This is a genomic window from Sphingomonas sp. STIS6.2 (genome assembly GCF_000732685.2).
Lineage (GTDB): Bacteria > Pseudomonadota > Alphaproteobacteria > Sphingomonadales > Sphingomonadaceae > Sphingomonas > Sphingomonas aerolata.
Genome location: NZ_JPDP02000044.1, coordinates 19,346 through 34,323 on the forward strand (window position 1 = coordinate 19,346; position 14,978 = coordinate 34,323).

Below are 14,978 nucleotides of genomic sequence, written 5' to 3' on the forward strand. Positions count from 1 at the left end.
CAGGTCCGAGGAATGCCTTTATCGGTGCGTATCAGCATCTTCCACGGTATATAGCCATACGCAAACTGGATCCGGAGCAGATATGCGTCAGATAATGATTGTTCTCGCCCTCACTTTGGCACCGGTCGCTAGTGCACAGTCGAGTAACGATGTCATCGAACTTCACAATGACACCGGCATGGTCGTCCGTCTGATTCCATTCGGCGCTACGGTTACACAGATCGAAGTCCCCGATCGTGACGGCTACCCCGCGAACATACTGCTCGGCTTCGCGACCCCGGCAGAGTTTCGCGTTAAGAACAGCAAGGTGTCGTTCGGTGCGACGATCGGCCGCTATGCTGGACGGATAGCAGGTGCAGGTTTCACGATCGACGGCAAGCCGGTGCGGCTTATGGCGGACGACGGCCCCAACGCGCTCCATGGTGGAGGCAAGGCCAAGTTCGACACGCAGGAATGGTCGGTGCGGTCGCGAAGCTCCCGAGCGGCTACCTTTAGTCTGAACAGTCCTGACGGCTTCCAAGGCTTTCCAGGGCGACTTCAGGTCGCAGTAACCTATCGGTTGATTAGCGGGAACGCGCTGCAGATCGACTACGAGGCGCGGACCTCGAAGCCGACGGCGCTCAATCTCACCAACCACGCCTATTTCAACCTGGCTGGCGAGGGCAGCGGGTCGATCCGCGTGCAGCGCTTGCAGGTGCTCGCGCGACGCTATGTCGCAACGGACGCCAGCGGCATCCCAACCGGCGCCTTTCCGTCCGTCGTCGGCACTCCGCTCGATCTGCGGCAACCGCGCGCACTCGGGCACGCGATCGACAGCCGCGTACCGCCGATGGGCGAGCATGGCTACAACCACGCCTGGCTGTTCGACAAGCCGCTGGGTAGACTGGAGACGGTAGCGCGGCTCGACGATATTGGATCGGGCAGAACATTGAGTGTGGAGACGACCGAGCCGTCGATCCAAGTGTATTCGGGCGGCTATATCGACGGGTTGGACAAGGGCCCTAGCGGCCGCGTGATGCGCACGTTCGACGGCATCGCGCTCGAGACGCAGCATCTGTCGGACAGTCCGAACCGCCCAGACTTCCCTACCACGCTACTGCGCCCCGGGCAGGTTTTTCGCTCGACCACGATCTGGCGGTTCGGAGTTAGTTCGCGCTAGCGACGCCGCGGCCGAAAGCGCGGAACGAATGGGCCGGAATGCTAAGCGCGAACGCCGGCCGGCTGTCTCCCATCGCACCGGTGATCTCGCCAGCTGCCGTGAGCAAGGTCGGCCCGCCGATCTCTTGCAGCCGCGCCGCACCGGTGACGCCGACCCGGATGGTGACCGCCGTGTCGCGGTAGTTCTCTATAACGAACGTGCCGTTGTCGTAGGTAAACAGCGCGACCTCGGCGGGGGCATCGAGCAGTACCGGGGCATGACGCGCCAGCACCGAGCGCAGCTGCGTCAACACCGGCTGGGGCAGCGCATAGAGGTCGGCCGGGTTCTCAGGCACGGTCACCATGTACAGCGTGCCCTTAGAATAATGGTTCATCAGCAACATTGGATAGCCCTTGGCGCCGGCATATGCGCGCACCAGCATCCAACTGTCGTTGGTGTAGAAACGGATGTCGGGGATCAGCACTGGTCGTGGATCCGACGCGTCGACGAGCGGGGTGCCGTTGCCAGCCCCGAAGCCTTGGATGTAGTTCGACACGCTTACGGTGTTTCCAGTGGGGTTCCATTCTGCAAGGTCGGCAAAGCCATGACCGGACAATGCCTTAACAAGTCCCGAGGTGACCACGACGTCAGCACCGCGCCGCAGCGAGCCTTTGATCTTCTCGATGATCGCCGGGTCCACAGCGGCCGCCTCCGTTAGCAGCACCGTGTCGGCGGTGTCAGGATATCTAGGTGACAGTTCGACCGGCACACCCATCGTGCCGAAGTAGTTGTGTAGGAAGTCCTCGCCCGACGACTGATAGGGCTTGTAGCTCGCGACGCCGACTGGCTTGCCAAGCGCCCCCAGGATCGGATCTATCCGCTCGAGCGCGAGCCCCGCCGCACGGCCCCAGCCGGGTGTTCCCGGCGTGCCACCTGATCGCCAGCGCGCCAGCTCGGAGTCCCAGTCGAAGCTCGTCCAGTCGGACGACCATGGCCTGTCGCCGGCGATGGCCGGCGCATCCTCGCTCATCGGGCGCCAGTTGAACAAGGTGACCTCGGGCGCCTTTGCCCAGAACGTGTCCCACAGCTGTTCCGCATAGCGATCAACCGAGCGAATGCTGGCAATGTCGACCCACCCCCCGCCATTCCCGCCGGGGCGAATATTCTCGTAATAGCGGATGATCGAATAGCTTTCATATTGCTGCAGAAACTGATCGGTCAGCGTCGGATCGCGCGTCTCCGTGCCCGCGTAGATACCGTCGAACGCCTGCGCGTTCTGGTCGAGATCGTAACCCAAGCCCTGGAAATGCTCGTACCAGTTCGGGTATTTGATAATCATCCGGACGCGCGCATTCTCCGCCTTGGCGGGGCGGATCACCAGGTCACGCGCTACCTTGCGCATGCTGTCGAGCCGATATTGCGTCCAGCTGCGCTTGCCCTTGGCGGCGATGTTCGCGTCGGATTTCGACGTGTAGAAGAAGAAGTCGTCCAGGATCACTTCGTCGAAATGGCGTGCTGCCAGCCGGCTGGCGCGTTCACATTCTGCCCGATCGTCCGCATCCTCATAGTCGAAGGTGCCGAACTGGCCATTCTTCCCACCGGCCGCGAGCGTGATGCCGCCCGCGGTGGCGATGCCCTTTTCGCGAAAATAGCCCTTCACCCGCTCCAACTCCTCGGCGGTCGCGAATTCGTGGTCGCGATACGCCTCGATGTAGACCTTGTCGAAATGCAGCTGCGAGGCGGCGCGAGCGAACTGTCGGTCGAACGTCGTGCGGTCCGCGAGGGCGCGGGCGTCCTTGACCGCAATGTAGATCGCGGCGCGTAGATTGGCATAGCGCACCACCGGCCGCATCGGCGACTGCTTTATCGGAGCCTGGCCCGATTGCGCGATTGCCGTGGTTCCGGCTCCCATTGCGGCCATCAGGGCCAAGGCGCGCCATACCGTCATCTGCATTCCTCCCATGTCGTCTGTCGTTGGTCGTCGCCGTCAGCGGTTCCGTCTCGCTAGTTCGACCGGCCGGCCAGTGTAGGTGACCTCCGCGTCGTACGCGTCGTCCTGGGCCGTCTGACCCGCGACGACCCATTTCACGCGCAACTTGCGCGTCGCCGGCATGCCGTCCCATCTGCCGCCTTCGCGCGGCCCGAAGCGCACTGTGCCGCTGCGGTCGTCATAGGCGATCGGAATGCGGGAGAAGGCGCCAGTCTTGTATCCGGTGGACCGTCCGTCGTCCTCGTACAGCGAGAAGCTGCCGTCGGCGCCCGGGTAGATCAGGATCGTCAGCGGCGCGTCGCGGCGCTCGTCGACATATTGCGTCACCGGTCCCGTCGGCACGATCGCCCCGGCGCGCACGAATAGAGGCAGCCGCTCGAACGGCGCATCGACCGTAACTCTGGTCCCGCCCTTATAGGCCCGGCCGCTATCGAAGTCGTACCAGGTCGTGCCGCTGGGGAAGTAGACCGACCGGTTGCGCGCCTTGTACGACGTCACCGGCGCCACAAGGAATGCGTCACCGAATAGATACTCGTCGTCGATCCGGCGCACTTGGCGGTCACCAGGGAAGCCGGCCGCAAGCGCGCGCATGATGCTGCCGTCCTTCATGTAGGTGTCGGCACCCACTGTGTAGATATACGGCATTAGGCGATAGCGCAGTTCGTCGTAGCGGATCATGGACGCGCGCATCGGCGAGCCTTCCGGGCTGATCTCATAGATCTCGCGATACGGATATTCGCCATGACTGCGGAACAGTGGGCTGAACGCGCCGAACTGAAACCAGCGCAGATTGAGCTCGCGCCATTCCTCCAGATCGGCCGCGGTCGGCGTCTTGCTCGCGAAGCGGTCCTCGAGCGCGAAGCCGCCTATGTCATGCGTCCAGTTGGGGATGCCCGACATCGACGCGTTGACGCCTCCCGAGATCTGAGCGCGCAGGTCATACCAGCGGCTGGCCACGTCGCCCGACCAGATCGCCGCGCCGTAGCGCTGCAGACCGGCGAACCCGGACCGGGTGAGCAGGAACGGCCGCACGTCCGGCTTGTACGCGGTCCAGCCCTCGTAGAAGGCGCGCGCGTTCATCAGCGGATAGCTGTTGAAGTACTGAGCCGCGGGCCCGATCGCCGTCGGCCCCATCTGTTCGATACGCTGGACGATCGAGGTGTTCGAATGCTGGTCGGGCTCGGACGCGTCGGCCCACCAGGCGTCGACGCCCAGGTTTGCGAGCCGCCCCTCGATCTGCTTCCAGAAGATCTCGCGTCCCTTGGCTGAATAGGGATCATAGATCGTGCTGGCGAAGCCCGGGCCGACCCAGTCCTTGTTCCCCTGGCGCAGATTGCCTTGATACACGACGCCCGCCGCCACGAGCTCCTTGTAGGTATCGGTTGTGGGATAGAATTTCGGCCAGACCGAGATCATGAAATTAGCGTGATCGCCGTGCACGTCGGCAAGCATCTTCGCCGGATCGGGAAAGCGCGTGGCGTCGAAGCGGTGGCTGCCCCACTCGGGATCCCGCCAATAGCGCCAGTCGAGCACGATGTTGTCGAGCGGGATGTTCAACTTGCGATACCGATCGACGACGCCCGTTAGCTGGTCCGCAGTTTCGTAACGCTGGCGTGACTGCCAGAATCCATACGCCCATTTAGGCATCATCTCCGACTTGCCCGTGATCTGTCGGTATCCCGCGATCGCGCCGTCGATGCCACCGCCGGGAATGAACCAATAGTCCTTCGCCTGACCTACCTCGCTGGTGAACCACAGCGAGTGGCGGTCCGCGTCGGGCATAGGATCATTGTGGAAGAACGCGATGTAGCCGGCGTTCGGCTCCCACTCGATACGGATTGCCACAGGCTTGCCGGCCGTCATCGGCAAATCAACGTTGGCGAACCACGGGTTCCAGTTCTGCCGCCAGCGGTCCAGCACGAGCTTCCCGTCAGCGTAGACCTTGTAGTAGCTCGACCCGTAGAGCTTAAACTTGTGGGTGCCAGTCGCGGTAGGCATAACGTCACCGCTCCACACCACCGTCTGCTTCTGCACCGCGTTGCCGGCGGTGTTCTGACCGCCAGTCGCCGCAACGGTACGTGCCTTCGCGGCCTCTGGCCACTTCTTCTGATCCTCGATGAACTGGTAGTCGATCGTGGGCTCTTGCCGCGTCACTGCGGATTTGCCGTCCAGGAAATACTCGGCCCGCCAGCCGGGCTTGCCACCGCTCGTGACCTTCATTTCCTTGCCAACGAAGGCGTAGGGCTTGGGATTGCCGACGCGAGTGATCGAATTGTTGTCCCACAGCAGGCCGTAACCACGCGTCGAGACGACGAACGGAACACCGATGTCCATGTTGTGCTGCGCAAGTTCGACGTCTTCGCCGTTATAGTCCATCTGCGTGTTCTGATGCTGGCCGAGACCGTAAAGCGCCTCGTCGGTGCCGCGGTTGAACTGTTGCGAGACAGAGACATATGGCTTCCCATCCGCGGTGGCCGCGGCGAATTGGACGGGACCGGCTTCGGCGAGCAACGGCTTGCCGGAGGGGTCGAGGAAGCGGACCTGACCGGTCGCGAGGGCGACTTCGGCGGTAGCCTTGCGGGTGGTGATACGCACCTGTCCGGCCGACTCGGCCACTTCGAATTCGCCCGCGGCGGGCGGCTGCGCTACCATCAGGCTTGGAGCGCGCGAAGCCGTCCCGGCACCCTTTGGCGTCGTGACCACGTGGATGATGCCGTCGCCGTGCACGGAGACTTTCACGCTCGCGGCGGAACCGCCTGCGGGCGTCACCTTGACGCCCCCCGTGGTCCGTTCGAACCTCTGCGCGTGTGCATGGACCGTTGTCATCGCGCTGCCGAGCAGCAGCGCCGTTAAAATTGCCTTCATCGTCATTCTCCCGGATGTCGTTCGTCGCTCAGTGCTAATGGTCCATCGCGGACTTCAGCACTCGCGGTCGTTCTGGAAATCGCTAGACTCTCAATATCCTGGTGTTCCGCCCGAGGACAGGTTGCGCCGCGCCCATTCCCGCTGGAACGATAACTTGCGGGTTCATCGAACCTCCACGGGGTCGCCGTAGAACAGGCCGCGACCGTCCGTACCGATGTAGACGCGGCCTTCACGCCGGGGGTCGCCTGAGATGACACGGTATCGTGCGCCCCACCGATGCGCGTCGTCGTCAATGCGCGACCAGCTTCCCCCGCGGTCTACCGATCGCCACACGCCGTGGACGCCGGCGACCGTGCCGACCGCGAACAGGCTGTTTTTGCCAAGCCCGTAAAGTTCGACACGGAGGTTACCGCTGGCGGGTGCGAAGCTCTGCCCGGCATCGGTACTGAGGAACAGCCGCTCGCCTGTTTGCAGCCAAAGCATGCTCGTCCGGGAGGGGTCTGCGACAAGTGCACTCTGCGCCTCGCGGCCCTGTCGGCCGGCCCGGCTTAGAGTGGCAGGCAGTCCGCGTGCCGCCACGGGCGAGAAACTAGCCGCCGCATCGCACGAAACGAGTACCCGGCCGCGGTCGACGTCCACGGCATAGAATAGACGCGGATCACGCTTGTCGGCCACCGCGCGGGTCCTGTCCGGCAGGCCGCGAACCACGGACCAGCTGTGTCCGCGATCGCGTGAGACTTGCGGAACGGGGGTCGCCACCACCATCGTCGCGCCGTCCGCCGAGACGGTGATCGGCCAATCGCCATTCAGATCCTCGCGTTTTGCCGGATCACCCATCGGCGGCAACTTAACCATCGCCCACGTTCGGCCGCCATCCTCGGAGCGCCCCATCGAAGCCTCGCGTGGGCGATCAAGATACAGGCTGCCGCTACGCACGATCACGTTCGGGTTGAACCCGGCGTAATCGACATTGTTGGTATTCGACATGTACGGATTGATGAAGGTCGGCTGTGGCGAACGATCGAGATCATCATGGACGAAGCCGGCCAAGTCCCCGAAGCCCGAGATCAGTGGCACGCCGCCTGTCGGCGACGCGAGCGTGATGACTGCGGTCTGTTCGATGCCCTTGGTCCACGGTGTCCAGTTGACGCTCGTACTGCTCACCCCGTGTGTCGCATAGACCGTCGCACCGGTCGTATAGGCGATGTGTGCCGGATCGAATGGATCGATTGCAAGACCTTAGATCCAGTGTCCGAAATCCGCGCCTTTGCCTTCATGCAGCAGGAACGGCGTCTCGGACACGTTGCGCCTGCTGCGAGGACCGACATCGTCCCAGTTGCGCCCATCGTCGCGAGTGATCCAGAGCGAATCCCCATGCCGATATCGGTCGACGGTCGTGACCGCGACGGTGCCTGGCGTCATCCGCGAGACCGAAACACCAAGGAATGCTCCCTCCGCGCCGGTTTCGCGCCACGCCGTCGGCGTCACGTCGCGTCCGCGTCCGTCGGCCTCGTAGCGCCACACCGCGCCGGTCGCGATTCCGCTTGGTCCAAGCCCGCTCGCATAGCCGACCCACAACACGCCACGCTCATCGACAACGCCCTTTGCCGCCAGCATCGGCGGTCCTGTGACCGCAACCCACGTCTGTCCACCGTCGTCCGATCGATAGAGATGTACTTCACCCGGATCTGCTACGCCCGCCCATATTCGACGGGACGGCCTGCTTTCACTACCGCTTGTTTCGTCGATCGCCACGAAGGAGACGCCGCCATGCGTCTTTCGGGACGCCGGGCGTCCGAGCCCCGCGACGGGGAAGCTTGCGACCTTGCCCCAGGTCGCACCGGCATCTTCGCTGCGCCACAACCCGTCATGACGCGAACCAAAGAACAGGCGACGCGTCTGATTTGGATCGACAGCTAGCCGCTCGCCGAGCCCGCGGCCGTCCTCATTACCGCCCATCGCGAACGACACCGGCGTGACGCGCCATGACCGCCCCCGATCCCCGGACCGGAGGATCGCGGCCGGTTGGCCCGCGTTCATGCCGGCGGCCATGTAGACGATATCCGGGCTGCGCGGATCGGGCGCTATGCTTTCGATGCCCATGTAGCTCGGGACGGCGTTGCCGTCCTGCAGCGGCAGCCAGCGCTGTTCCCTGTCGTCACAGCGATAGGCGCCCCCCATATCCGTGCGCAGATAGGCGAGACCGGGCTCCGCCGGGCTGAAGACGATGTTGGGAGCATAGCCGCCTGCGCCAACCTTCACGTTGGTCCAGCGGTACGGGGCAATTTCAGGCGGGCGAGCCGACGCAGGAACCGTGAGCATCAGCACAGTTGCACCAATCGCGCGCCATCGTCTAGGAAGTGATCGGATCATGAGGACTCCCGCATCGTTGCAGTGCAATTTCGTGCGATGACCTGTTCGTGAGCCGGCATTGCGGTCACAGCTTTATTAATCATGTCGCAAGCGCACCTTACCAGATCGACGGCCGCTAATACATCACCCGTCGACTCTAACTCTTAAATGGCCTTAAAACCGTACGCCTGCATTGTCAGAGTCTGGCCGTCATAGCTTAATTAAATCATCGTCTATTCGATCAACCAGATGGGGGGGGCCAAACACCAAAGACGGTGGCGTCAAGATTGACCTACCTGCCTTCGTTCTCGACCTTGCGGATCAGGATCATGAGATCCTCGATAATCGATCGAGACGCAATACTGGCGGAAATTGGGTCATGCGCGGCAATAGCATCGAGTACCGCCCTGTGCGCTGCAAGGCCTGCGTCGCGGTCGTTGAACCGGTTAGTAAAGCTGATTGAAGTCCGCAATGCAGTCGAGACAAAACTCTCGAACTGACTGAAAAAGGGATTGTTGCATGCTTGTAGAATGGCGATGTGAAACACGATAGTAGCCTCAAGTGCGTCATCATCGCCTTGCTGAGATGATTCCATCTGTGCATAGCCAGCGGCAATCACCGCAATATTTTTAGGCGTCGCAGAACGCGCAGCGAGCTGTGCAGCCATCGGCTCAACGGCAAGGCGAAACTCAATAAAGCTGCGCAACAGAGGTAGCGTGAATAGACGTTCGAGCAACCAGTTGAGCACGTCAGCGTCGAAGAGGTTCCATGCTGAGATGGGCTGTATAAAAGTTCCTTGTTTCGGACGCGCATAGAGCAAACCCTTCGCAGTCAGCATCTTGATCGCCTCACGTGTGACCGGCCGACTTACATGATGCTCAGACGCCAAAATGGCTTCCGTAGGAAACCGCTTTCCATCGTAACGCCCGGTAACGATCTCACGCCCCACGAAATTGAATAGCCGCTCAGTCAAATTTCGGCCCGGTGTCATGCGCATCTGGCTTGGCTTAGCTTCGGTCATGCTGTTCGACCGCTCAATTCAGATGTGACTACAAACACTCCTGTTAGATTACGTCATCATCTCAACGTGAAAAAGTCGCGATCAGAAGGTGATTCGCGCCACGCCGCTGATCTGACGATCGTTCGCAATCGAATCACGGGGGCGGGACTCAAGGCCATAATAGGTCTGCTGGATCGTATTCAACAGATTGACCCCGTTAAGCGTCAACGACAGATGTGGCGTCACGTTCGCCGTGATCGACGCGTCGAACTGACCCGACGCATTTTGAAACACCGGCAGATTGCCCGATCCGTTGCCGGATGTGAGCCTCAGATACTTGCTGCGCCAGTTGTAGGCGACGCGCGCCGAGATAATGCCATGCTCGTAAATGCCGATCAGGTTATAATTGTACTTCGACAATCCTTGTAGCGGCAGCTGACGCACGGGGCCCTCGGTCGCTGGGCTAGGCGCCGATGAGTCGACGAAGGTGAAGTTCGCCTGCGCGCCCAGGCCCGCGAGCGGCCCCGGCAGGAAATCGTAGAATTGCTGATAGGCAACTTCAGCGCCCTTTACCTTGGCGTTGCTGACGTTGCTGTACGAGGTGACGTTGTATAGCGCGGTCTGGCCGTCGGTAAAGGTGACGTTACGCTGCGAGATGCCGGTCTGGATATAGTCCGAGATATCTTTGTAGAACCCGGCGACGGTGAGCGATCCGGTGCGCGAGAAATACCATTCGGCTGACGCATCGAGGTTTTTTGAGGTCATCGGCTTCAGATCAGGGTTGCCACCCGAGGTGTACTGCTCCTGCCGGATCTGTGCGATGCCCGGCTCGGTGATGTTCAGGCTCGGGTTGAGCTGGCTCAGCGTCGGGCGCGATATGTTCTTAGACAGCGCCAGACGAAGCTGCACCTTTTCAGTGAGATGTGCGCGCAGGTTCAAGCTCGGCAACACCGAGGTGTAGTTGTCGCTGCTCACGATCGGCACGAAGGTGGTAGGCCCGGTTAGCTGCGGACCGCCGGCAACCGGGGTGACTAGGTCGGTCTGCTGATAGAAGCCGTCGACGTTCAGCTTGGTCCGCACCACGCGTACACCGATATTGCCGTCAATCGGCACGGGCAGTGTATCCGCTTTGAAGAAGGCAGTGGCATAGCCAGTGTAGGTCTTCTGCGACTGTTTGCTTGTGCTGCTAGGCAGATAGGACGGCGTTGTCGGGATACCGAGTGTGCCAAGCGTCGTACCATAGTCACGCGTGATTCCGCGTGAGAACAGCAGCGCATTGCCGAATAGATCAGCGTCCCCCCGGAAGAACTTGCTGAAATTGCCGAATTCAAGCTGCGCAGGCACGGCGTTCAGGCCGGTGTAGCGATAGCCGGTGTCGCTCGAGCGGCTGGAGCGATCGGCATAGCGAGCACCGACCTTGATCGACTGCAGGACACCGCCGTCCAACTTGTACTCGGCATCGAGGCGGCCGGTCTTATCCTTACCACGCGAGTTGCTCAGGTTATCAAGATAGAAAGCGGACGCGTAATTCGCGGGGTTCTCCAGTCCGCCGGGCGCGGTGATCTGGAACGAGGGGATGTCGCCGCTGATGTCTTGGACCAGCGTAGCATTGCCAACGCCGTTGAGGCCCACGATCGAGCGGAGGCCGTTCGTCTTAGAATCGACGAACTGGCCATCGGCGGTGATCGTCAGGTTCGCGCTCGGGCGCCATTTCGCGTTCAGCGAATAGTCGGTGGTGGTCGAGTGACGCTTTTCGAGGCTGGTGTTGGCCGCAAGGCGGATGTCCCGGAACGATCCGCTTTGAAAATCGCCATTCGGGCCAAACGCGAACGCGGCGCCCGGGATTGGGACGACGTTCAACGCGCCTTCCGCAGGCTCCGCGAAGTAGCTGAAATCGTCATAGCGGAACTTGTAGTCGTTGCGGAACAGCTCGCCCGTGATCTCCAGCGTGTCGGTCGGCCGCCATTGCAGCGACGCGTCGATCCCGAACCGCCGGCGTGCGCCATTGACCTGGCCGATGCCGGTGCCGTGCGGAATGGTCGTGACCTGCCCAGTGCGACCAAGCGACGTTAACGCCGCGAGGGATGCCGCGCGAATGATTGGATCAGGATCGTTCGGATCGAGCGTCTCGAACGGCTCCGTCGAGATCGTGTCCTGGCTGAACACGGTCTTCTGGTACGAAGCGCTGACGAGCAGGCCGAATTCGCCGATCCCGGTGTTCCAGCGATTACTGACGAGCAGCGAAGCGGTCGGCTGGCTCTTGCGCGCGAGGTCGTAATAGGTGTTTGTCGCCGCGGCTGAGACCTTGAAGCCGTTGAAGTCGAACGGCTTGCGGGTACGGAAATTGATCGTACCGCTCAGCTGGTCCTCGATAAGGTCCGCCGACGGGTTCTTGTAGACGTCGATTCCGGCGAGCAGTTCTGAGGGCACGTCCTCCAAGCTCAGCGAACTGCTGTTGGCGCTAGCGGTGAAGATGTCGCGGCCATTCAGTTCGGTGCGGACTTGCGTCAGGCCACGGATCGCAACCGAGCTGCCCTCGCCGTAGTTACGCTGAATCTGGATGCCCGAAATGCGCTGCAGCGCCTCGGCGATGTTGCGGTCGGGCAGCTTGCCGATGTCTTCGGCAACGATCGAATCGACGATCTGCGCAGAGTTACGCTTGATATTCTGGGCCGACTGAAGGCTGGCACGGACGCCGGTGACGACGATATCGGCCTGGTCCGGCGCCGGTGTAGTGACTTCGGCCTGCGCGCCGACGACGCCCTCCTCCGCGCTAGGAGCAACCGTACCGCTCTGCTCCGATGCCGTCGGCACAGGTGTTGCCGTCTGCGCAGAGGCGGGCATAGCCCAGCCCAGTAGGAGCGCAACGACGGACGTCCCGGTTGCCAGATGCATTCCTCGAACGCGACGCGCAGCAGCCGAATCAATCATCGTGTAATCCTCTTCAGACCCCGGCTTCTCATGGCCAGAGCGCTGTACAATCCTATAAACCTGATAAAACGATTATGAAATATAAAAAGTGCTTTCATGTGTGAATCTTTGATGGCACCTCCGACCCGATCAGCGGCCTCCCAGAAGCCGTGATAAGGACGCTGGAGAGAAGGAATGGCCGACAAATCGCGCTATCAGGCGCCTGCCCTGACCAAGGGTCTTGAGATCCTGGAGTTGCTCGCCTCTGCAGCCGGCCCGCTCAACATGTCCGACATATCGATCGCGCTTGGACGCTCCGTCAGTGAGATTTTCCGGATGCTGCAAGTGCTCGAAGAGCATCACTACATCACGCGCGGCGACGACGGCTATCGCCTCACCAACCGGCTCTTTGCGGTGAGCATGGGCCAGCCGCCGGTTCGCGATCTCGTTTCGACGGCCCTCCCCACGATGCACGACGTCGCGCGCAACACCGGACAAAGCTGCCATATGGCGGTTGCGTCGGGAGCCGAAATGGTGGTGATCACCGGGGTCGAGGCGCCCGGCTTATCGGGCTTTGCGGTGCGCGTGGGCTATCGTCGTCCGTTATATAGTTCGGCCTCGGGGCGCATTCTGCTCGCCTTCCAGCCGTCGGAAGCACGGCGAGCCATGCTAGAGGAGATTCGCCTGACCGGTGTAGCGATTGACGAAGCGGCGCTCGTTGCGCAGCTCAACAGGCTCATCGCGGATGGTGGTGGCGCAACCGCAAGCCCTGTACTGACCGGCATCACCGATCTGTCGGTGCCAATCCTCACTGCTGGCTTCGCACGCGCGGCGCTGACCGTGCCGTTCGTTGACGGTCCCGCCAGTCGCTTAACGCTGACAGCCTCGCAGAATGTGCTGCGCACGGCAGCGGCAGCGATCGCGGAACAACTTGCGCCTGTGGTAAGGGACGGCGCCGGTGCTAACCAGCACGTGGAGAGCGCAGCATGACCCCGTCCCGCCGCACCGTCTTGGGCGGAGGAGCGCTGCTGGCGTTCGCCCGCCCTCTCGCCGCGCAGATCAGCGCGACGGACGAGGTAGTTGCGCTGTGGCCCGGGGCTCCACCCGGCAGCCGAGGAACGATCACCGCGCGACGGGTCGAAGACCAGTCGCAAGATCCCGCGCATCCCGATCGTTGGGTCACGGGCATCGCACAACCCGTGTTGATCGTGCGTCGTCCTGCGCGCGCAAATGGGTCTGCGGTGCTCGTCGTCCCCGGCGGGGGCTACGCTTTCCTGTCGTACGACAACGAGGGCACCTCGCAAGCGGCGTGGCTAAACGCGCGCGGGATCACCGCGTTCATACTAATGTACCGCCTGCCCGGTGAAGGGTGGGACGACCGTTCCGACGTGCCACTGCAGGACGCGCAGCGTGCGATGCGCCTGATCCGCAGCCGCGCCGCGGATTTCGGCGTGCGGGCCGATCGTCTCGCAGTGCTCGGTTTTTCGGCAGGTGGCCACCTCGCAGGCTTGCTTGCTACGCACCATGCGCGGGCGGTGTACGCACCTGTCGACTCCGCAGACGGACAGAGCGCCCGTCCCGATCTTGCTGCGCTGGTATACCCGGTGATCAGCCTGTACGAACCCTATACGCATGCCGGCTCGCGCGATCAGCTGTTGGGGGCCGAAGCTATGCTCGAAACGCGCCGCCGGTATTCGGTCGAACACTGCGTCGACGCGAACACCCCGCCGACCTTCCTCGTTCATGCCGCCGACGATGGTCTCGTGCCCCCGGCGAACAGCATCGCGATGTTCGGCGCGATGACTGACGCCAAACGCCCGGTCGCACTGCACATCTTCGAGGACGGGGGGCACGGCTTCGGCAGTCGGCTGCCCGCCGACCGCTCGGCGATGGCATGGCCCACGCTGTTCATGACGTTCGCTGCGCGCCACGGCCTCCTCGGATGAAGTTCGGCGTCTTCGTATTGGCCTTGTTGTCGAGCGCGGCCGTGGCGCAAGGTTATCAAAGCTCGCCCGAGCGCAGAGTCGTCGTGGAGCGGGACTGGGGCCAGTGGCTTGGGCCCTTCCGCGCCAAGCTCGTCCCAAGCCTGATGCAGGATTTTGGTGAACGTTACATCTACCGGCAAGCCAATGCCGCTCTCCCCGACCGCAAACCCGGCCAGCGTCGCGTAGTGTTCCTCGGCGATTCGATCACTGACCGCTGGAACCTGTCGGCCAGCTTTCCCGGCCAGCCCTATATTAATCGCGGCATCGGCAGCCAGGTCACAGCGCAGATGATCCTGCGCTTCCATCAGGACGTAATCGCGCTGCACCCGCGGGCGGTCGTGATCCTCGCCGGCGTCAACGACGTGCAGGGCTTCCTGCAACAGGAAACACCCGAGCAGATCAAGACCAACTGGGAAGCAATGGCCGACTTAGCCGACGCGCACGACATTAAGGTCGTGTTCGGATCGCTGCTCCCGGTGAACGACTATACCGAAGCCGCGCGCAACGTGGTCGGGGAGCGCAAGCCTGACGAACTACTTGCGCTCAACACCTGGCTGCGCGTCTTCTGCGCTGAGCGCGGTTATGCCTATGCCGATTACTACGCTGCCCTGGTTGATGCCCGAGGCATGCTCGGCCGCTCGTACACAACCGACGGCATTCACCCGCTCCCTAGCGGCTATGCCCGCATGACTCCCATCGCCTCGCGCGCGATCGCCGCTGCGCTTGCAAGGAACTGAT

General features: G+C 62.3%; 10 protein-coding genes. 4 read left to right on the forward strand and 6 right to left on the reverse strand.

Annotation, left to right across the window (positions count from 1 at the left end; translation table 11 throughout):
- Positions 1 to 94: 94 nt before the first annotated feature.
- Positions 95 to 1,159 carry an aldose epimerase family protein gene (locus sphst_RS09225; RefSeq protein ID WP_159043559.1) on the forward strand — a complete coding sequence of 355 codons (1,065 nt, stop codon included), beginning with the start codon at positions 95 to 97 and terminating at the stop codon, positions 1,157 to 1,159.
- Here the strand turns inward: sphst_RS09225 and sphst_RS09230 are convergent.
- The 6 genes from sphst_RS09230 to sphst_RS09250 all read right to left on the reverse strand — a co-directional run bounded on the left by sphst_RS09230 (position 1,146) and on the right by sphst_RS09250 (position 12,240).
- Positions 1,146 to 3,086 carry a hypothetical protein gene (locus sphst_RS09230; protein ID WP_159043560.1) on the reverse strand — a complete coding sequence of 647 codons (1,941 nt, stop codon included), beginning with the start codon at positions 3,084 to 3,086 and terminating at the stop codon, positions 1,146 to 1,148. The genes sphst_RS09225 and sphst_RS09230 overlap by 14 nt on opposite strands.
- A gap of 39 nt (positions 3,087 to 3,125) precedes the next feature.
- A complete protein-coding gene (locus tag sphst_RS09235; protein WP_043156353.1) occupies positions 3,126 to 5,993 on the reverse strand; it encodes a glycoside hydrolase family 31 protein in 2,868 nt (955 codons plus the stop codon).
- A gap of 162 nt (positions 5,994 to 6,155) precedes the next feature.
- Positions 6,156 to 7,157, reverse strand: a complete 1,002-nt coding sequence (locus sphst_RS21190; RefSeq protein ID WP_234387535.1) for a hypothetical protein — start codon at positions 7,155 to 7,157, stop codon at positions 6,156 to 6,158.
- A gap of 75 nt (positions 7,158 to 7,232) precedes the next feature.
- Positions 7,233 to 8,255, reverse strand: coding sequence for a WD40/YVTN/BNR-like repeat-containing protein (locus sphst_RS21195; RefSeq protein ID WP_234387536.1), 1,023 nt, complete (start codon positions 8,253 to 8,255; stop codon positions 7,233 to 7,235).
- Positions 8,256 to 8,637: 382 nt separating this feature from the next.
- Positions 8,638 to 9,366, reverse strand: a complete 729-nt coding sequence (locus sphst_RS09245) for a FadR/GntR family transcriptional regulator (RefSeq protein WP_031393205.1) — start codon at positions 9,364 to 9,366, stop codon at positions 8,638 to 8,640.
- A gap of 81 nt (positions 9,367 to 9,447) precedes the next feature.
- Positions 9,448 to 12,240, reverse strand: a complete 2,793-nt coding sequence (locus tag sphst_RS09250) for a TonB-dependent receptor (protein ID WP_043156344.1) — start codon at positions 12,238 to 12,240, stop codon at positions 9,448 to 9,450.
- Between the two features lie 210 nt (positions 12,241 to 12,450).
- On the opposite strand from sphst_RS09250, the gene sphst_RS09255 reads away from it, so the two are divergent.
- Genes sphst_RS09255 through sphst_RS09265 form a run of 3 tightly spaced genes read left to right on the forward strand, consistent with a single transcriptional unit; the run spans position 12,451 to position 14,977 of the window.
- Positions 12,451 to 13,245, forward strand: coding sequence for an IclR family transcriptional regulator (locus sphst_RS09255; protein WP_051916241.1), 795 nt, complete (start codon positions 12,451 to 12,453; stop codon positions 13,243 to 13,245).
- The gene (locus sphst_RS09260) at positions 13,242 to 14,201 is read left to right on the forward strand and encodes an alpha/beta hydrolase (RefSeq protein WP_031393202.1); all 960 of its coding nucleotides are present in this window, start codon (positions 13,242 to 13,244) and stop codon (positions 14,199 to 14,201) included. Before sphst_RS09255 ends, sphst_RS09260 begins: the two co-directional genes overlap by 4 nt.
- Entirely contained in the window at positions 14,198 to 14,977 is a 780-nt protein-coding gene (locus sphst_RS09265; protein WP_031393201.1) for a GDSL-type esterase/lipase family protein, read from the forward strand. The genes sphst_RS09260 and sphst_RS09265 overlap by 4 nt, the downstream gene beginning before the upstream one ends.
- Position 14,978 lies beyond the last annotated feature (1 nt).